Source organism: Pseudobythopirellula maris (assembly GCF_007859945.1).
GTDB lineage: Bacteria > Planctomycetota > Planctomycetia > Pirellulales > Lacipirellulaceae > Pseudobythopirellula > Pseudobythopirellula maris.
The window spans coordinates 915,743-935,601 of the sequence record NZ_SJPQ01000002.1 but is presented as its reverse complement, the minus strand read 5'-3'; the positions used below and the strand labels follow the sequence as shown (position 1 = coordinate 935,601).

The following is a 19,859-nucleotide window of genomic DNA, read 5'->3' as shown; positions in this document are numbered from 1 at the left end:
AACCGCCACGCAGAAGGGCCTGGTGTGTGGCCGCCGATCAGCCGTAGGCTGATGGGTCGTCGGCTGCTTAATCTTCTCTCGCTTCGAAGCTCGCCGTTCGATTCCACGCCCCAACCCACGAGCCGCCATGCGCTTCCGCATCCCAACGCTGCTATGGACGACGGCGCTGATCGCGGCGTCGCTAGCCGCTTTTGGAACCGTCGGCGTTCTCGTGGCGGCGTTTGTCGTGGCCTACTGGACTTACCACAGCAGGCGAGCTTGGCGCAGCCGGATGAGGGCTTCCCTCGCCCCGCTTGTACAGATCCCGATTCTCCTGCTCCTGATAATTCTTTTCGTGTCGCCTTTGGGCAACGTCAAGTTGACGGTGCAAAGAAGCGTTTCTAGAAATCACTGCAAACAGATCGCACTCGCCTTGCTCCTCTTCAATGAAGACCATGGGGAGTTGCCACCCGCTTATTTTCTGGACGCCTCTGGCAATCCGGCCCACAGCTGGAGGGTGCTCATCCTGCCGTACCTCGATGAGCAAGCGCTTTACGACGCTTACGATTTCGACGAGCCGTGGGACGGGCCGAACAACATCAAGTTGCTGCAAAGCATGCCAAGGGTATACGGTGACCCAAACTTTGCAGGTGACAAGGCGTTGGATACACACACGGCGTTTCTGGCGATCACCGGCGAAGGCGCGGCGTTTCCCGGCCAGCAGCCCATGAAATACTCGGACATCGTGGACGGGCCGGCCAACACGGCGCTCTTCATCGAAGCCCGCGGCCACGCCGTGCCGTGGACTCAGCCCCAGGACTTAGACTTGGAGCAAGCGGCGAAAATCCTCTCGGACCCTCGTGCTCGGAGAGAGTCCGCCAGCAACGTGGGGTACTTCTCGAGATCCTATTGGCTGGGCGAGGGAATCGTCTGCTTTGCCGATGGCCATCAAGCGAGGACGGGCGCTCTGACTCACGAGAAGGCGAGAGCGTTGCTCACCGTCGCCGGCGACGAGGAGGCGGACGACAATCCCCGTGGCTCCTATTCCAACTGGTGGGTGTCACAGCGCCACTGGCGCAACATCCTTTCCTTCGGTCTGTTCACGCTGATCGCGTTGCTCCCGCTCGGCTCGATTGTGTTCCCCCCACCCGATGGGGTGAAGGTGGGCGACGATTCTTCGTCGCAAAATTGACGGTTGCGGCAAATCGCGTTTACAATAATGGCGCCTTCTCTCCCCTCACTTGTCCGAGGCGCTCATGACCACGAACCGCTCGACTTGTCTTTTTCTGTTGGCGCTCGCACCGATCGTCTTGCTCGCCGCGCCGTGTCGCGCTGGTGGTGTGGCCATCGACCTTTGCGACCTCAACCCGGGCCTGCCGCAATGCGGCTCGTTCGTGAACCTCGATTTCGAAGGCGCGCTCGTTGACTTGAGCACGATCGACCCAATCTCCAGCCCCGAGGCGTTCGACCCCGCCGTGATCTTGCCCGGCTGGGCCGTGACGGCGGAGCGGCTGGACGGTTCGAGCATCTCGTTCTACGAGCCTCACGGGACGCTCGTCGGCGGTCACATCGGGACGACGAACAACGTGTTCGTCAATCGATACGAGGACGCGGCGTCAGCGCTCCAGGGGGATTACTCGCTGACGCTGCTGGGCGACTTCAGCCCCGACGCCTTCTCGCTCGGCACGCCGGTCCCGGTGGTCTCGCAAACCGGTGTTGTCCCGGCCGACGCCAAGACGCTGCTGATCCAGACCGAAGCGCCCAACAACTCGCTCGGGGTCGCGGACCACATCGGCGTGCGTTTCAACGGCGTGTACGTCGAGATGCACAAGGTCGACTTCAGCACTTACTCCGCGGAGATCGCGCCGGGCGACCAGAACGGCGTGCTCTACGCCGGCAACATCGAACCGATCGCTGGCATGGAGCTCACGCTCGGCGTCAGGTCGACGCCATCGCTCTACGACGATGGCATGGGCGCGCCCTTTCCCACCAGCGACGCCTGGGCGACGATCGACAACCTGATCTTCACCAGCATCGCGGCGCCCGGCCCGCCCATCGCGCTGCCCGAGCCGGCCGCGGGGTTGCTGCTCGTGGGAGCGTTGGCCGCCGTCGCCGCCCGGCGGCGCGGCTGACACGAGGCCCGTATAACCGCGTCAAAACTTGGCCCAAGAAAAGTTTTGCGCGACTTGCGCCGATTCCTCGGCGGGCGATTCTCGTCGCAAGGCGTTGCCCGAGTGGGCGTTAGAACAAAATCGCGTTGGCCCAAAAATCGTTTCTGCGCGCTTGGCTCAAAACGCTTTGCAGAAATTTCGCGTTCGAGAGGTTATCAATACAATTGGGCGCCGCAGGGGAGCGCTTCTGGCGGCCCCGCTGCGTTGTGGCGGAACATTCGCGTGATAGGGCGGCGTATGGCTGCGGTAATCGGGGGAGAGTCGAGCCCCGTTTTTTCCGAGGGCCCACCGCGGAAAAAATCCCAACGATTCTTGGCCACCCGCCGGCGACTCGGCCACGAGCGTCACTCGCCGCCCGCCTGCTCGCTCGGCTTGTAGTAGACGTCTAGCTGGGCGGTGTCTTGCAGCAGGTTGATCTGCCCCAGCTCGACGCGGCTCACCTTCAGGCCGGTGCGTTCTTCCAGGTCGGCCACCAGTTCCGCCCGGCGGTCGGGTCGCACCAAGTCGATTCGCTCGTACACCACTTGCTGGCAACGCTCGAGCATGCCGTGGGTGTACGACTCCATAAGGGCCGCGATCCCCAAGATGGCGCCGTTCGTCAGCGCCAGCTCGGCGTAGCTCATCTTCTTGTTCGACAGCGCGTTGATCACCGCCATGCCGATCACGAGGAACAGGTAGGTCATCTCGCGGATCGGGATCGTCTCGGTGCGATAGCGCAGGATGCCGAAGATGGCGAACAGCCCGAGCGCCATGCCGAGCCCCAGGTCGAACTTCTTCAGCGTGAAGCAGATGAAGAAGACCAGCACGTTGACCAGGCAGAACGTGACCGGGAACCTGGGCAGCCCGCCGTAACGCGTGTAGACCCAGCGCACCACGATCGTGAGGCAAGTGAGGTTAACGGCGAATCGGACGAGCAGCTTCAGCAGGTCGTCGTCGTAGAGCGGGACTTCGAGGAATTCCATCGCGGGGTGCGCAGCGAGCGCGTTGGGGGGAGGTGTGAAAGGCGGGCGGGTCAGGCGATCCGTTCGATCGCCCGCAGCTTGGGCTTGAAGCGGTTCTGCTTCAGGTGGGGCTTGAGCAACGCCGTGCCGAGGCAGTACTTGCTGACCCTCAGCGGTCGCAGCCCTAGGCGGCGTAGCTCGGCCCGGGCGGGCGACGAGCGGTCGTTGGCGTCTTGCTTGATCTCGACGATCACCACCCGCGGCACACGCCTGACGGCGCCCTCCTGCTCGAAGGCGAGGTCCCAGTCGAGCGTCACCCGCTCGGCGCGCTGGCGGTGGGCCAGCGTCAGCCGGCGGTAGCGGACCCACAGCTGCGGAGCCAGCTCGGGCTCGGCGCCGGTCACGCGGTGGACGAATTGGCGGGAGTCGGCCGACATCGACAGCTCGAACTCGGCGATCGGCTCCCGTCGCTTGTCGGTCCTGCCGCGGCGGTCGCGGGTTTTGATCTCGAGGAACCGGGCCCCCGAGGCGACGTACTCGCGCATGCGGTACTTGCGCCGCAACGGCCGGCGGTTGTGGTGGTCGAGGTAGCAGTCGAGCCGCGGCGTGTCGAAGTACAGCGTGGAGTACTCGAAGGCCCGCAGGCCGTCGATCTCGAGGACGCGGTACTCGTCGGCGAGCTGGCGGATCAGCCCGGCGGCTTGCGACTCGCTGACCAGGTGTTTGACGTCCACGCGGTTCATCAGCGCCGAGCCCTCGATCTCGGCGAGCGAGAGGGGATCGGGCAGCCGGGCCGCGGCGTCGAGCGGGCCGGGGTCCGCCGACGCGGCGTGGTCAGAGTTCGCTGGCATCGATCGTCTCCCCTCCGTCGCGAGAGCTGAGGCTGCGGATCACGTTCGCCTCGACCCGCTCGCTGAGGAATCGGACCGACCCGCCCGCCATCAGCAGGTTGGCCCCGCCGCGGTGCTCGGAGAAGATCCGCTCGTCCTTCCAGGCGTCGGGCGGAGGCGTGTCGTTCACCCGGCCGGCGATGTGCGTGACGTTGCTGCCCGAGGCCCAAGCGCCGTTCAGGGCGTCGACTTCGCCGCTCTTCTTCACGTCGGCGCCGCGGCCGCTGCACTCGGCCACGCAGGCGGTGTGCGACATGCCGTCGGTGATCTTGGCCGGCGTAACGGCGGGCGGTTCGATGACGGTGTCTTCGTCGGGCAGGCCCTTGGTGCCTAGCAGCACGCCGCGTTGGCGGCCGTAGTCCATGCCGTCCACGGGGTTCTTCTTGTCGTGTTTCGGGCCGGAGAGGCCCAGGTAGTCGATGCACGCCATGCCGTCGCCCGGGTGGGGAGCCAAGCCGAAGAGCCTGCCGCCGGGCGTGCGATTGGCTTGGAATCGGCTCGCGCTGGGACAGAGGTAGATTTCGATCAGGGCGCCCGTGGCGGGCAGGTTGGCGGGGTCCGCAAGCGGTTTGGTGAAGTCGATCTTCGAGGAGACGGCCTGCCCCTCGGCGAAGTCGAGCAAGTAGGCCGACCAACCGATCGAGTACGTCGTCGGCTCGTTGCGCGGGCCCGACCACTTCTTGCCGGGCGGGAACTTGCTATGTGCGGAAACGTGGTTGTGCAGGGCCAGCCCGACTTGCTTGAGGTTTGCTTGGCAAGACGAACGCCGGGCCGACTCGCGCGCCGCCTGTACCGCTGGCAGCAAGAGCGCCACAAGGACGCCGATGACCGCGATCACGACCAGCAACTCAACCAGCGTGAAGCCGTCACAAGGCTTCCAACCCCGCACACCGCCGCGCGGCGCCGCTCGATTGGGGGGGAACGAGCGCAAAGCTCGCAGCGTGCAGCAGTGGTGAAGATCCATAGAGCCCCGATCGTTCGCTCCCTGCGAAAGCAGCCCGAGCGAACACGGCATGAAAGATGAGAAAAAGCGGCCACCCGAACGAGCAGAGCGAAGGCGCCCTTAACCGATTCTACACATTTGCACGCCGTGCTTCAGCCCCGAATCGAAAGGACGGATAGAAATCGGCTTGGTTGCGTGGGCGCTGTCTTGCTTACGGGCCTGGCGTGTTCACTCTTCATCGCGTGAGGGCGTGAACTGGTCGGCTTAGAACCTTCAACGTGCTTCGCATGGCCCTGCTCAAGACGGCTCTCGTACTTAATTGATTGCAGAAACGTGTATCAGGCGTTGGCTTGTTGATGGGAACATCACCGGTGTTTAGTTTTCGGTGACCGTTGGCGCAGCATGTCAGCCATCGATAGCGATGCGACCTGCGCGTCCGTAGATTCTTTCTGGCGGCGATCAATGGGTCCCGCTTTCACCAGTTGCCAAGCAAGGGAGCAGGAGAGCTTGCTCAGTAAAAAATCCCTAAAACCAGGGAAATCTCTTTATCTTGCGGCTGTCAGTAATTATAAATGCGGCACGGGAGCTGCTCGGGAAGCCGCAACAGGGCCCGACGCATTCCGCTATTCCTCGCTGCCTAGCTGCTTTCCAGGCGGAGGCGATTAGGGAACGTCTAAGAGAAATCACCTAATGGAGTAACGCCGTGCTGACTTCAATTCGATGTGTTGCGATCGCTGCGATAGCCACTCTGGCCACCTCCCAGGTAGCCTTGGCGGCGATTCACTTTGAAGGGTTTGAAGACCCGGGCTGGGCGCCGGGCGGGGCTAGCTGGAATAACTTCAGCGGCGGAAGCATTCAGCGAGTTGCATCAGGCGGCGGCATCGCGGGCGTGGCGTCGGCCAGCGGTTCGGCCCATGCCGAGATCTACGACCTGCAGGTCGGCGCCGACGTGTTCGGCGATCCTTCGCTCGGCGCCAGAAGCCCCTACACCCAATTTGGGGGCTACAGCAGTTCGTTCGGCAGTGGGTTTACCGCTTCGCTCGCCGTCTATCTCGATCCCGCTGCATGGACAGACGGGCAAGGCTTTGATTATTCGGTTGCGGTGAACAACCAGAGCGGCGTTCACCTACGCGACTTCATCTTCCACGTCGGGAAGGATGGCGGTGACCTGAAGGTCAATGCCTCGAACAACACCGACTTGGCTTTCAACGCCTTCAAGCTCAACACGGAAAACGCTGGCGATTTCTCCACCGTGACCGGGCCGGGGTGGTACAGCCTCGAGCACGCATTCTACAACGTTGGTGGGTTCCTCACGGTCGACTTCAATTTGCTCGATGCTGGCGGCACGCTTCTGCACTCGATCACGAGGACCACCTCCGACTCGATCGCCACGACCGTGGGCGGCAACCGCTACGGCTACATGGCTTACAACAACATCGAGGGCTTGGCGATCGATAACACATCGTTGTCGGCTAACGGCGGAGTGATCCCCGAGGCGACCGCCGCCGTGGTGTGGGTTGGATTGTCGCTAGTGGGAGGCCTGCGATTCCGTCAGCGTGGTTCGGTAAAGACCGCCTGACCCAGGCGCCCACTCCGCCTACTGAACGCGCAAAGCGGCTGGTCGCAAGACCAGCCGCTTTTTTCTTGCGCTGTGCTCTTCTGAAGCGAGCCAATCGACCATCGCCAGAGGGGTCGTAGGGGTTCTGCGGCCGTATGGCGTGTGATTTGCACCTTCAGCTCTGCATGTCTTATCGCATCCAACAAGCAGAATCGCCCGCCGACGCCCTCCGTCGCATCGCCAGTGAGCAATTCGACAAGGCGATCACGGAGATCGATTCGGCACGGCTCGAGCCCGAGGAAAAGGTCCATCAAACACGCAAGCGACTCAAAAAGTTGCGCGGCTTGCTGCGTCTGGTGCGGCCAGGGCTGGGGAAGACCTACAAGAAAGAGAACGCCCGTCTCCGCGACGCCGCTCGCGGGCTGAGCGAGTTGCGTGACGCCAAGGTCATGCAAGACACCTACGACATGCTGATGGGGCACTTTGCCGACCAGGTTGAGCGTCGCGCATTCGGATCGATCCGCGCCGAGTTGACCCGGCGTCGCAATTCATTGATTGAAACAACCCCGCCCGAAGAGCGGCTCGGCGAAGCGCGTCGCGTAATCACCAAGGCCGCAGGGCGGACGGCTGGTTGGTCCATCGACGACGAGGGTTTCGAGGCAGTCCGTGGCGGGCTGTTAAAGACTTACGGTCGCGCACGCAAGCAGACTAAGCGGGCCCACGATTCTCCCACGCCCGAATGCCTGCACAGGCTCCGCAAGCGAGTGAAGTACCACAGGCGTCACTGTCAGTTGCTAAAAATCATGTGGCCCCAACTGCTCAAGGCCCGTGCGCGTGAGTGCAAGCGGCTGGCGGATCTTCTTGGTGACGATCATGACTTGGCTATGCTGGGCGGGTGTCTCGCTCAGCAACCGCAAGGTTTTGGCGACTCCCAGGACACGGAGGCGGCGATCGGGCTGATCAGTCGTCGCCGCGAAGGCCTACTTGACGAGAGTTTGCCACTAGCCGACCGGTTGTTTTGCGAAACGACCGACGCCCTGGGGAAACGGACCGAAGCGTTGTGGAACGTCTGGCGTTAGCCTTTGACGCACTTGCTATGCTGTCGCTATGAAGCCGCCCACCGCTGCGTGATCGCCTAGGTGGCGAAGGCTTATCGCAGGTGGGAGCTGCTCACACCCCCGCGAACTTCTTCAGGTCGGCCTCGATCGCGTCGAGCTGCTTACAAATGCTCGCAGCCGATCGATGTAACAGCTACCCTGAGGGGACAGGGGGGCAGGGGAACAGAGAGCCATTTAGATGATCCGGTTCAGCATCCGGTCGCTACTCATTGTGACCGCACTGCTTGGGGCGTATTTCGCCGTCGGGCAGCAGTTGGGCTATCTCGCCGCCACAGGCGTCGCACTCGCGGCGACGATTCTCGGTTGGGCATGGGCGTGCCGTCTGCGCGGCTGGTGGCGATGGGCCCGGGTGTTGGTCGTCCTGCCCGCTCTCGTGCTGCTCTGGTTCACCGCGTTTGACAGCCTTTGGGTCATCAAAGAATGCCCCACTTGCTACGCGCAACACGACGTTCAGCTGTATCGTTTTCTGGGGGCGCCGATAGTATCGGACTCCTATCAAGACCCGAACGTAATGACGTTAGCTCTCGCTGACCTAGGTGATCCATGCACGCACGATCGCATGGAATCCTCGGTGAAGCATCGCTATTGGGGAAACATCATCTGTGCGTATCCTTGTGTCAGCGGAACGTTTGGGCTGTGCTGCGGCTCGGATGTCTACACCAAGACGGTTTCTACTCGGGTTCGCGGCTACGCCATGAAGGAACCGCAACTCGCCGCTGACGTTCACAAAAGGGTTGTCGAGAACGGCGGCCGCGAATTCTTTTACGACGCTTTCATGGTCGATCAATTCGTCCTCGCCGCAATCGAAGATGGCGCAGCTATTGATGCGATCACTTGGCTGGAGGATTCGAAGACGGATCAACTCAGGATGGTCGAGTGCTCGTCGAACGCCTTGGATAATGAACGATCAACGCAACTCGTGCGCGACCTTCAAGCCAATGGCGCCGTTGAGGTCCTTGCGTACTGGATGAATGGACCCGACATCGACAACGAGGTGCAGGCTAACCTGGCAATTCGACTCCCTGCGGAAGAATCAGCCCGGTCTCCGTTGTTCGAGTATGTTCATCAACACACGGAAAGCACTTGGTTCGATGACGACCGGCCGAAGGACTACGGTCAGGAATTCATCCGCTTCTAAAGGCGGTGTTTTCAAGGCACGCTAGTATTTGTCACACCCCCGCGAACTTCTTCAGGTCGGCCTCGATCGCGTCGAGCAGTTTCTCGAGGTCCTCTTTCGCCTCTTCCATGTCGTGCAGCTGCTCGGCCGGGGTGTAGCCGAACAGGTAGAACTTGATCTTCGGCTCCGTGCCGCTCGGGCGGCAGGCGACGTAAGTCCCCTCGGGGCACTCGTCGCTCGAGAGGTCGAGGATCACCAGGTCGCCCGTGGGGCCTTCGAGCGGCGCTGGGGGGGCGGGACCGCCGAGCTTGACCGTGAGGTTGTTCTTGTAGTCGCGCATCTGGTCGACCTTCAGCGGGCCGAGCGACTGCGGCGTGTTCGTGCGGAACTCGTCCATCACCTCCATCATGCGGCCCATCCCCTCGCTGCCGGGCATCTGCACGTTGATCGTCCGCTCGGCGTGCAGCCCGTGCTGCCAGAACAGGTCGTCGAGCTTCTCGTGCAGCGTCTTGCCTTGGCTCTTCAACTTGGCGGCCAGCTCGCAGGCGAGCATCGCCGCGGCGGCGCCGTCCTTGTCGCGGACGTACGTGCCCACGAGGTAGCCGTGCGACTCCTCGGTGCCGAGCACGAACTTCTCCGGCCCGTTCGCGTCGATCGCCTGGGCGATCCACTTGAAGCCGACCAGCAGGTCGGTGACGGTCTTCACGCCGTAGCTGTCGCCGATGCGGCGGGTGAGCTGCGTGGTCACCAGCGTGATCACGTTGAAATGCTCGGGCGTGAGGTTGCCCTTGCGCGACTCGAGCAGGAAGTCGGCCAGCAGGGCGCCGATCTGGTTGCCGCTGATCGTCGCCCACCCGTCGCCGCCCGACTCGAGACGGGCGGCCAGCCCGATGCGGTCGCAGTCGGGATCGCTCGCCACGCAGAGGTCGGCGTCGGTCTCCTTGGCGCGCTCGATCATCGCCTCGAACACCTCGGGGCGTTCGGGGTTCGACACGTGCCCCGGCACGTTCGGGAAGTCGCCGTCCGGCTCGGCGTGGGGCCCGAACACCTCGACGTCCTGGAAGCCGTCGCGCTCCAGCACCGGCGTGACCGCCGTGCCTCCCACGCCGTGCAGCGGCGAGTAGATGACCTTCAGTTCCCGCGGCCCCGGCACGGCCTGGCCGACGACGTTGTCGATGAACGCCTTGTCGATCTCTTCCTCGCAGTAGACGATCTGCCCCTCGGCCACCGCCTTGTCGAAGTCGCCGCGGACAATCTCGCCGCAGCTCATCACGCGCTCGATGATCCCCTTGTCGTGCGGCGGCAGCACCTGGGCGCCCGTCGACCAGTAGACCTTCACCGCGTTGTCGCTCGGCGGGTTGTGGCTCGCCGTGACCATGATGCCGCACGAGCACGACTTGTAGCGCACGGCGAACGACAGCTCGGGCGTGCTGCGGAAGCCGCGGAGGAAGTAGACCTTAAAGCCGGCGGCGACCATCACCTCGGCGCACAGCTTGGCGAACCGCTCGCCGTTGTGGCGGGTGTCGCGGCAGATGGCGACCGACAGCGGCGCCCCGGCGCTGTCGGCGTTCTCCTTGACGTAGTTGGCCAGGCCCTGGGCGCTCTCGCCGATCGTGCGGTCGTTGATCGCGTTCGAGCCGATCGGGTACATCCGCCCGCGGCGGCCGCCGGTGCCGAACGGGATGATGGTCCAGAACGCGTCGTCGAGCGCCTGCCAGTCGCCCCGCTCGACGTGGGCCGCACACTCGGCGGCGTAATCGGCGTAGCGCGGCTCGGTGAGCCACGCCTTGAGGTTCTCGGCGGCCGAGGGGGTCAGCTTGTCGGCGGCGACGGCGGAGTCGACGGCCGTGAGGACGGCGGGAGCGGTCATGGCGGCGGTGGTTCGTAGCTAGCTAAAGGGGGAGACGAAACGGGCCCCTTAGATTAGCACGCCACGCGGGGGCCGACGACCGAGGGGGGCGCCGAAGATCCGCTGCCCCGCTGCCCAGCCTGGGCGATGCTTGCCGCGTTGCGGCCGGGGGCCAATTCGACCGGCCGAGCGCGGCTGGCGAGCTGCGTGTGCGAAGAACGCGGCCGCCTGCAGCGGCGCATCGCCCGTTTGCCGCCCGTACATGCGGCGCCGTTTACGCTACAGGAACGCAGATCGAGATGGCTAGATCGCACTACCGCTAGCCGTAGCGTTGTTTTTGCCATATCGACGTCGAATCACACCGCCACACACGCTACGCATCCGTGCGATTCGCACTAGCGGCGGGCCAACGCCTCGCCAAATGCCGACCATCCGTCCGCCAAACCGAGGTCGGCGTCACCTGCCAGGTCGTCGTCCGCGGCAGATCGCTCCGAACCCAATCTCTCGAAGACGCTCTCGCGCGATAGCGACGCACGGCGCACGGCGGCGTTGTCTTGCTGCCTAGCGATGAGCAGTTCGGCGCCGCCGACCGTGGCGGCGGCGGTCTCGTCTTGTGAAGTGACGGCGACGCCGTCCCCCCGGCTCATGGGAACCGCGGCGCTGAAGAACACGAACCGGTCGTCGCTCGCCGTCTCGGCTGGCGACGTCTCAACAGGCGACGAATTCTCTGCCGACGACTCCGCGGCGGGAGTCTCTTCCCCCGTGCTTTCCATCGGCCCGACGGTATCGATGGGGGGCTCCACCGGCACGCCTACATAAACGGACGCCGTGGCCGTGTCGGTGAGTCCCGAACCGTTCACGACCGTGTAGCTGAACGTCTCGACGCCTTCGAAGCCGTCGACCGGTGTGTAGTGGAGCCTTCCCATGTCGTCGAGCTCGACCACGCCGCCGTTGTCGGTCGGGCCTAGCTCGGTGACCGTCAAGCTGCCAAACGTCCAAAATGTGTTAGATTCGACGTAGAGGTCCGCCAGGAGAACGTCGACCGTTCTTGGTTGTGTCCCGCAGATCGACAAGTAATTGATCGGGCGAATCGGGCCCCCGGCGTCGGGGTCCGTGTCGTTGGCTAGCACGTTAAGCACGATCGCCACGGCGCCCGGCTCGACGCTGAACGTGTCGTCCTCTGCGTCGGGGGCGTCGGGCGTCCCCTCGACGGTGATCGTGACGGTCGCCGTCTGCTCGCCGCGGAGCGGGTCGAGCACCGTGTAGGTTAACGTCGCCGTGCCGAAGAAGTCTTCGGCCGGGGTGAACACGAGCGACCGGCCGTCCTCGGCGATCGTCACCTCCCCCGCCGGTTGTTGGTCTTGCTGGCCAACTTGATAGCTCAGCTCATTGGAAACGAGCCGGATCGTGTCGATCAGATACGGCCTGTAAGTGTGCCCGCGGACCGGCTGGGTGACCGACACGATCGACGGGGCCTCGCCGTCGGCGCCGGGGCGGTCGTTCGCCAGCACGTCGAGCGTCGTGGCGCCGCTGTCTTCTTGCACCGTGAACGCGTCGGCCGTGGGGAGCGCCCCCAGCCAGACTTCGCCGAGCTGCTGCGTGGGGTCGTCCAGGTCGTGCGTCTTGAGCTCCTGGCCGGAGACGGTCACGAGCGTCTCGTCGATCCGCAGGCTGCGGCGGGCCGGCCCCTCGTGCTCGATCTCGGCCGCCACGCCGAGGCTGCCGCCCCCCTCGCCGTCGGTCTCGACCTGGAACGCCCACATCGCCGAGTGCTGCTCGTAGCCGCGCCAGTCGGTCAGCCCGTCGCCGTCCATGTCCTTCTCGGCGAGCTCGTTCCAGGTGTGCGGCACGGTCAGCAGGCCAGCCCCGGCGAAGTAGGCCACCGCGTGGTGGTCGCTCCAGGCCTCGGAGTTGGTCCAGTGGGCGCCCTCCAGGGTCATCTGGTCGACGACGGTCGGGTCCGACAGGTCGCCGACGTAGAACAGCGTCAGCTGCGCGGGGCCCAAACGGCCGGTGATCTCGTCGGCGTCGCGGCCGATGCCGACGAGGTAGTCCTCACCCACCGGGTGCAAGTAGTCGGAGAAACCGGGGATTTTGAGCGCCCCTTCGACCGTCGGCGCGGTGGGGTCCGAGAGGTCGATGGCGAACAGCGGGTCGACCACGCGGAACGTCACAACGTAAGCCCTGTCGCCCATGAAGCGGACCGACTTGATCGTCTCGGTGGGCGCCAGGTTGGTGATTTCGCCGACTGTCTCTAGCTGGTTGCCGTTCTGCTCCAGCACCAGAACGTTGTTGAACCGTTGGCTCTGCACCGTGCGAGTGCGACCTCTGCTGTTGGTGATCTCGGTCGTGCGGACCTCGGTCGTGGCGACACGCAGCCGGCCGTCGTGCTCGTCGGCCGAGAACTGGTTGAGCAGGCTCCCGCCCACAACGCCCGAGGCGACGAGCGGTGACGAGCCGTCCTCGGCGAAGTCCATCTTGTAGATGTTCGTCTCCCCCGCCTCGGGATCGTAGGCGAACACGTAGGCCGACTCGGCCGAGACGTACACGTCGGTGTGGCGGTCGGCGACGAAGGTCGTCGACTCGGCCGGCGGCGCCGGGTCGCCGTCGCCCGCGTCGATCGTCACGAACGAGAGGAGCCGGTCGGCCCCGGCGAGCGGCTTATGGACGTCGGTCGGCGTGGTGAGCAGCCCCTCGCTGACGAGTTCGCCCGCGGCGTTGTAGCCGCGGTAGGCCGGCAGGGCGGTCTCGATCAGCTCGTCGCGTACGCGGTCAATGTACTCTTCGAGCGACTCGGTGCGCCACACGCCAGGCTCGCCTCGGTCGTAGAGGAGATCGACTAAAATTGCGTCGTCGCCGGTCGCGTCTGAATTGTCGTTCGACTCGCCGGCCGACGGGGCCGGCTCGACGAGCCAGTCGCCCTCCAGTTCGGGGACGAGGAAGTCGCGCTGGACGACCAGATGGACCTTGTCGCCGATCGCACGCGAGTCGGCGATGTAGCCGTCGATCTCCGTCCGCTCGGCGATGGCGGGCGCGGACCTGTCGCCGACATCGAGCACCAACACCTCGGCTTGGCCCGAGGTCGAACCGGTGCGCAGCAGCGTGATGCGATCGCCCATCAGGTACATCTGGTCGTAGCCCCCCTCCATCAGCGTCATCGACAGCAGCTCGGGCGACGAGGGGTCCAGCAAGTCGACGATCGCCAGCTTGCCGAGGGCGAAGGTGTAAACGTAGCGGCCGTCGGTCTCGACGATGTCCGCCTCGTCGACCCCCTCGACCTGGACGTTGGTGCCGGAGAAATCATCCGCGGCGGAGAGAGCGGCGCCGTCGGCGTCGAACGCCGCAAATAATCGCGTAGCACTGACGAGGGCGATCCCGTCGCCGTAGTAAGTCTCGAGCGGGGCGTAGCGCTCCTGCTGAATGCCGAAATGACGCCCGTAGCGGGCCACGGCCTTGTCGATCAGGAACTGATTGAGCTCCCCCTCGGTCGCGAAGCGGTCGACACCCGAGGGGTCGCTGGGCGTTTCGCCCACCCGGACCGTCACGCGGGCGGTCTCACGCGAGCCGTTCGAGGCCTCGACCGTGTATTCGAACGTCTCCTCGCCAGTGAAGCCTTCGGCCGGCGTGTAGAGCAACGTCTGGCCGCCTTCGGCGATCGTGATCTCGCCCCCCGCGTCGCTTACGGCGACGCCGACGATCCGCAACGACACGTCCTGTCGTTGCTGCTGGTAGTGGGCCTTGTTGTAGCCGTAATAGCCGCTGTAGTTGTAAACCGGGTCGTTCGTCAGCACGTCGAGCGTTGCCGGTCCGGTGGCGCCCGGGTCGACGGAGAAGTAGTTCTCCACGGCCAGGAACCGCCGCTCGACCGCCACGCTGAAGCTGCCCTCGACGGTCTGGTGATCGTCAGGCCCGTAGCGCACCGAGTAGCTTACCGAGAACGAGCCGAGGAAGCCTTCGGCCGGCTCAAACAAGAACCGCTGGCCGTCTTCGGAGAGGGTGACCTGGCCGGCGTAGTCGGGCGCCGAGAACGAGACGATCCGCGGCGTCTGAGCAACCGGCCCGCGGACGGAATCGTTCGCTAGCGGGTCGAGGGTGTGGGGTCCTGTTCCGAAATCGAACCGGGCGTTGTCGTAGTGGTAGTTGAGGTAATACGGCTTAGAAACGTTCACGCTGACGCCGATGGTCGCTTCTTCGCCCTCCGCGTTGCGAACGGTGTACTCGAACAGATCGCGACCGGTCGTCGCCGCTTGGGGCTGGTAAAGCAACGAACGGCCGTCGTCGGCGATGCGCACCGAGCCGCCGTTCGAGGGCGTCGTGACCGCCACGATCTCGCCCGCGGAGAACTCGCGGTCGTTCGTCAGCACATGGAGCGATTGCTCGGGCGCGTCCTCGAAGAACGAGTAATTGTCGCTGGAGTTGCGGGGGCGCGTGGTCCCGCCACCGCCACCGCCACTAGTGTAGGTCCGTTCGAGCGAGAGCGTCACGTTCGCCTTGCCGAGCTTTCCGTCCTCGGTCTGCACGATGTAATAGAACGTGTCGCCGGCTTGCAGGCCGGCGTCGCCGGCGGCGTTGTAGATAAGCCGCTTGCCGTCTTCGGAGATTGTGACCTCGGCGCCGAGCTTGGTGCCGCTCACCGATTTGATCGTGAGCCCCTCGGCGCCCGCGGGCAGGGGGTCGTTCCCCAGGGGATCGATGCGCAGCTCCTGCACGCCCCGGCTGGTCTCGACGTGGTCGTCTTGGGCGTCGATCTCGGCGACGCCGACAATCGTGTCGGGGTCTTCGGGCGGGTCGGTGTTCACAAAGCCGGCGCCGTCCATCACCAGCCGCGGCTCGAGTTGCTCCAGGCGCAGCGTCCCGGTTCCACGGCGACGCTTCGGGCCACCGTGGCTACGGCGGGCTAGCACTTCAGTCGCTGGCAGCAGTCGCCTGAACATAGGTATCCCTGACGGTCGGAATCGAGGAGAAAGCCGCTGTGTACTCGGTTTAGAGGCAAGAGCCCTGCTGCCATAGGCCGGATTCGTTTTCCAGCGCCACGCTGGATTCGGTCTTCGTTCGCTCGAGAAGCTGAATTGAACCGGATCAACCGACATCCCTCATGGCCGATCCCTTGCGGTGCTGTGACGCGGGCGGGACGGTTCAGTGGCCCCGCTGGCAGGGTAGGCCGCCCGACAGGGAGCCCGGCACGCCTCTGACGCAGCGTGGCGCAGTGGTTATGCTGGGGTGAAAACCCCATATCCCTTTTCCCGTCCTGACCGATGCCCTTTTCGCAGCGTGTTGCGTTCTTCTTGCTAATGCTCGCCGTGCTAACGCCCTGCGGCGCCGTGTGCGGCCAATCGATGCGGCCCAACGTGCTGTTCGTCTTGGCCGACGACCTCGGCTACGGCGACTTGAGCTGCTACGGCCAGCGGCTTTGGGAGACGCCCCACATCGACGCCGCGGCGCGCAAGGGCGTGCGTTTCACGCAGCACTACGCCGGCTCGACGGTCTGCGCGCCGTCGCGGGCGGTGCTGATGACCGGCCTCCACACGGGCCATTGCCCGGTGCGCGGCAATCGGAACGCGAGCCCCACGAGCAACTGGCCGCTGCCGAGCGGCGCGGTCACGCTCGCGGGCAAGCTCCAAGAAGTCGGTTACCGCACGGCGCTCATCGGCAAGTGGGGCCTGGGCGATCAGCACACCACGGGCGACCCGCTCCGGCAGGGGTTCGACCACTTCTTCGGCTACTACCACCAGAACCACGCGCACAACTATTGGCCGGAGTTTCTCTGGCGCAATGGCGATCGCGTGCCGCTCTCGAACACCGTTCCCGAGCCGACGCCGTCGGGCGGCGGCGTGGCGACCGAGCGCGGCGAGTACACGCACGACCTGTTTGTCGATGAGGCCCTGCGTTGGATCGGGGAGGACGCCCACGGGAGACCGTTCATGCTGCTGCTCACGCTGACGATCCCGCACGCCAACAACGAGGCGGGCGACGAGGGCCAAGAGGTTCCTGATCTGGGGCCGTACGCCGACAAGCCTTGGCCGCCGGCCGAGCGCGCCACCGCGGCGATGATCGCCCGCATGGACCGCGACTTCGGCCGGTTGCGCGCGCGGCTCGCCGAGCTCGGGCTGGCGGAGAACACATTGGTTGTGTTCGCCAGCGACAACGGCCCGCACGCCGAGGGGGGACGCGACCCCCGCTTCTCGGACTCGTCCGGTGGCCTGCGAGGGATCAAACGCGACTTGTACGAGGGGGGGATCCGCGTGCCGGCGATAGCCTGCTGGCCCGGCGTGATCGGGGCGGGCGGTGTGAGCGAGTCGCCGTCGGCCTTCGAGGATTGGCTGCCGACGCTCGCCGAGCTGGCGGGCGCCGAGCCTCTAAGCGGGATCGACGGTGTTTCGCTGGCGCCCACCCTCATGGGCGAGGGGGAGCAAGCCCCGCGTGAGGTGCTCTACTGGGAGTTCCACGAAGGCGTGGGCGCGCGGGCGGTGCGAGTGGGCGACCTGAAGCTGATCGAGCGGGGCGTGGCGACCGACGATCCCGAGCCGGTGGAGCTGTACGACCTGGCCCGTGACCCCGGCGAGAATCGGGACCTCGCCTCCGAGCGGCCCGACACGGTGCGACGGCTGGCGGCCGTCATGCGGGCCTCCCGCGAGCCCTCGGCCGATTTCTCGCTGCCCATCGACGAGCAGTCTCCCACAGACGGGCCCTCGCCGGCGGGCAACGCGAACGCCCGCTAGCACGTTACACCTCGGCAACGAGTGAGTTGAGAAACTCGATGTAGGCCGGCCCGTCGGACGGTTTGATAACGTACTCGTCGGCGCCGAACTCTTTCGACCGGGCGATGTCCGACGGGTTGTCGGAATTGGAGAACATGACGATCAGCGGCGTCTTGCTGTAGCTCGGCAAGCCGCGCACGGCCTTGGCCACCTCGAACCCGTCGAGCGAGGGCATGCGCATGTCGAGCAGCAACAGCGCGGGCTGCTTGCTGGGGTCGTCGGCGTTCGCCACGAGGTGCTCGATCAGCTCCTCGCCCGAGCCGAACGCGAGCAGGTTGTTCTTGACGCGCGAGTGCGTGAGGTAACGCTCAACGAGCATCACCTCCATCTCGTCGTCGTCGACAAAGAAGATGTCGTTCTCGTTAGGTAATTTTGCCGTCATCGGCTCCCCCGCCAAACGTGAAGCGTACATGGACCGTATTGTTCTGTGAGTCGACCGTGATCGTGCCGCGATGGCGGTCGATGATTTTCTTGCAGATGCTCAAGCCGACGCCGCTCCCTTCGGAGTCGGGCGACTTGCGGAAGAGCTTGAAGAATTCGCTGCGGTCGCCGTCGGGCATCGACGATCCGGTGTTGCTCACCCCGTACTCCCACGAAAGGTCGTCGGTTCGCACGGCGGTGAACGTGAGGGTGAACCCGTCGCTGGAGGTGTGATTCAGCGCGTTGCGGATGAGGTTGTCGTAAAGCCGTGAGGTCAAACCGGGATAGACGTGCGGCTTGGTCGGGAACTCGCTGAAACGGACGACGATGTTCCGGGCGCGGATCTGCTTGGCGTGCGAACTGAGGACCTCGGAGATCAGCACGTCGAGAGCCACCGGTTCGCGGACCAAGTGGGTCTCCTCCACCTTGGTGAGCGCCCGGAAGTCGTCGATCAGCGCCTGCATGTCGAGCGAGCACTTGCTCACGCAGCCGAGCAGCTCCTCGGCTTTCAGCGGGTCGCTTTGGCCGTCCTCCATCTGCAACAAGTCGACCAGATTGCGGAGCTTGCGGAGCGGCTCGCGGAGGTCGTGGGCGGCGATGTGGACGAAGTGTTTGAGGTCGTCGTTAGCGGTTTCGAGCCGGGCGTTGGTCTCTTGCAGCTGGCTCTCATTCACTCGGATCCGCTCGGCCATCTTGTGGAAAGCCCGCGCGAGGTCGCCCACCTCGTCCTTGTGCTTCATCGGCAGCTCGGGAAGCGTTCCGCCCTCCTCGAGCCGTTGGGCCGCAACGGTCAGCGACTCGAGCGGGTGGGTCTGCAAGCGGCTTGCGGCGAGACCCAGCAGCAAGGCGCCGATGATCAGCAACCCGGTGGTGATGGCGGCCCAACGGAGCACCCGTCGGCTGTCGCGGGCGAGCGTGTCTCCCATCGCCTCGACGCCCACCGTGACGAACCGATCGGGCTCGTCGGGGAACGGTCGCGTTTTGCGGACGACCAACACGCGGCCCCCGTCGGTCCCGCCCCGATCGTTCCAGATCGTGGTCGAGTCCGAGTCGTCGTTAAAGAATTCAGCGATCGCAGGGTGATCGTCTTGGATGCGGTGGCGCTTGCCGAGGTCGAAACCGTAGGTCTTCGACTCGTCGGGATGAACCAGATAGTCGCCGCTGTCGTTGGTCATGTACCGCAGACGCGTGTCGTCGGCCAGGTCGAGGAGGTTATCGATGAACTCTCCAAAGTGCATGTTGATCACAACCACGCCTATCGGCCGCCCCGATTGCCCGTCGATCCGTTGCGCCGTGCGGAGCATCGGCCGGTGCGGAACCTCGATGCCGCCTTGGTCGTGGTTCAGGTTGATCTTGGAGACGTATACCCGCTTCGGGGGGACCTCCATCGCTTCTTGGAAGAAGTCGCGATGGCCCTTCAGCTGGAGTTCGGTATCGGCCGCACGCCAAACGACCCCCTCGTGTCGGTTGAGCCGGAGGAGCTCCATCCCGTTGGCGTCGAACACGCGCACCTTCTTGTAGTGCTTCTTAGCGCGGATCATCTGCTCGAAGTACTCGGCCAATCGATCGCGATCGGCTGTTGCTGTGTCGCCGGCGGCGACGCGCTCGAGCAGCGACTTGGTGAGCGACAGCCTGCCGAGTAGGGCGGCGTCGTTGCGCAGCTCGTCGAGCGACAGCTCCAGCAACCTGGCGTCGCTGGTCGCTTGGTGCTGCAAGCTCACTTGCTGTTGATCGATGAACAAGGCGTTGTAGCCGCCGAGCGAGACCAGGCCAATCACCACGGCCGTGATCAGCACGGAGCCACAGGTGAGCAAACGGATTCGGTTGACGTCGTGCATGAGGGCGATTCTTTGTCTTGCCGCTATCTCTGAGCTTTGGCCGGTTCGTAAACAATCAGAAGGCGGCTTTAAAAACCTACTTCATGCGAGTCGCGTCGGATTACAAATCTCGTGGTGGATTCATCCCCAGTTGCATAACGCGTCTTTATTGAGCAGCGCATCGTTGCCGTGCCGGCCGCGACCAGGTGGAGTGACTTAACCGACAAGCGGAGCGGCATCGGCCCTTGTGGAAAGCCGTTATTTCTCCGCAAGGGTGGACCGGGTGGGAATCCTCAAC

The 19,859-nt window shown here is 64.6% G+C and carries 13 protein-coding genes; 6 read left to right on the top strand and 7 right to left on the bottom strand.

Annotation, left to right across the window (positions count from 1 at the left end):
- Window positions 1-127: 127 nt before the first annotated feature.
- Together Mal64_RS11435 and Mal64_RS11430 are read left to right on the top strand one after the other, a co-directional pair.
- Window positions 128-1,171 carry a DUF1559 family PulG-like putative transporter gene (locus tag Mal64_RS11435; protein WP_146400211.1) on the top strand — a complete coding sequence of 348 codons (1,044 nt, stop codon included), beginning with the start codon at window positions 128-130 and terminating at the stop codon, window positions 1,169-1,171.
- 64 nt (window positions 1,172-1,235) lie between these two features.
- Window positions 1,236-2,111, top strand: coding sequence for a hypothetical protein (locus tag Mal64_RS11430; protein ID WP_146400209.1), 876 nt, complete (start codon window positions 1,236-1,238; stop codon window positions 2,109-2,111).
- A gap of 383 nt (window positions 2,112-2,494) precedes the next feature.
- Here Mal64_RS11430 and Mal64_RS11425 read toward each other — a convergent pair whose 3' ends face one another.
- From Mal64_RS11425 to Mal64_RS11415, 3 genes are read right to left on the bottom strand one after another with little or no spacing between them, the layout of a single operon-like run.
- Window positions 2,495-3,112, bottom strand: coding sequence for a DUF4956 domain-containing protein (locus Mal64_RS11425; RefSeq protein WP_146400207.1), 618 nt, complete (start codon window positions 3,110-3,112; stop codon window positions 2,495-2,497).
- Between the two features lie 50 nt (window positions 3,113-3,162).
- Entirely contained in the window at window positions 3,163-3,942 is a 780-nt protein-coding gene (locus Mal64_RS11420) for a polyphosphate polymerase domain-containing protein (RefSeq protein WP_146400205.1), read from the bottom strand.
- A complete protein-coding gene (locus Mal64_RS11415) occupies window positions 3,926-4,945 on the bottom strand; it encodes a DUF1559 family PulG-like putative transporter (protein ID WP_197525682.1) in 1,020 nt (339 codons plus the stop codon). Before Mal64_RS11415 ends, Mal64_RS11420 begins: the two co-directional genes overlap by 17 nt.
- 748 nt (window positions 4,946-5,693) lie before the next feature.
- Between Mal64_RS11415 and Mal64_RS11410 the strand changes: the two genes are divergently transcribed.
- The 3 genes from Mal64_RS11410 to Mal64_RS11400 all read left to right on the top strand — a co-directional run bounded on the left by Mal64_RS11410 (window position 5,694) and on the right by Mal64_RS11400 (window position 8,738).
- Window positions 5,694-6,503, top strand: a complete 810-nt coding sequence (locus Mal64_RS11410) for a hypothetical protein (RefSeq protein ID WP_146400201.1) — start codon at window positions 5,694-5,696, stop codon at window positions 6,501-6,503.
- A gap of 164 nt (window positions 6,504-6,667) precedes the next feature.
- On the top strand, window positions 6,668-7,561 hold the full coding sequence (locus Mal64_RS11405) for a CHAD domain-containing protein (RefSeq protein ID WP_197525681.1): 894 nt from the start codon (window positions 6,668-6,670) through the stop codon (window positions 7,559-7,561).
- Between the two features lie 217 nt (window positions 7,562-7,778).
- Complete coding sequence (locus tag Mal64_RS11400) at window positions 7,779-8,738, top strand: hypothetical protein (protein WP_146400197.1); 960 nt, start codon at window positions 7,779-7,781, stop codon at window positions 8,736-8,738.
- A gap of 31 nt (window positions 8,739-8,769) precedes the next feature.
- Here Mal64_RS11400 and Mal64_RS11395 read toward each other — a convergent pair whose 3' ends face one another.
- Window positions 8,770-10,587 (bottom strand): phospho-sugar mutase, encoded by a 1,818-nt coding sequence (locus tag Mal64_RS11395; RefSeq protein ID WP_146400195.1) that lies wholly within the window; start codon window positions 10,585-10,587, stop codon window positions 8,770-8,772.
- A 374-nt stretch (window positions 10,588-10,961) separates the two neighbouring features.
- Window positions 10,962-15,470, bottom strand: a complete 4,509-nt coding sequence (locus tag Mal64_RS11390; RefSeq protein ID WP_197525680.1) for a beta-propeller domain-containing protein — start codon at window positions 15,468-15,470, stop codon at window positions 10,962-10,964.
- Window positions 15,471-15,821: 351 nt separating this feature from the next.
- Between Mal64_RS11390 and Mal64_RS11385 the strand changes: the two genes are divergently transcribed.
- Entirely contained in the window at window positions 15,822-17,285 is a 1,464-nt protein-coding gene (locus tag Mal64_RS11385) for an arylsulfatase (protein ID WP_146400191.1), read from the top strand.
- A gap of 4 nt (window positions 17,286-17,289) precedes the next feature.
- Here the strand turns inward: Mal64_RS11385 and Mal64_RS11380 are convergent, their stop codons facing one another.
- Both Mal64_RS11380 and Mal64_RS11375 read right to left on the bottom strand, forming a co-directional pair.
- Window positions 17,290-17,706, bottom strand: coding sequence for a response regulator (locus Mal64_RS11380; protein WP_197525679.1), 417 nt, complete (start codon window positions 17,704-17,706; stop codon window positions 17,290-17,292).
- Complete coding sequence (locus Mal64_RS11375) at window positions 17,687-19,582, bottom strand: sensor histidine kinase (protein WP_146400187.1); 1,896 nt, start codon at window positions 19,580-19,582, stop codon at window positions 17,687-17,689. Before Mal64_RS11375 ends, Mal64_RS11380 begins: the two co-directional genes overlap by 20 nt.
- Between the last annotated feature and the right edge of the window lie 277 nt (window positions 19,583-19,859).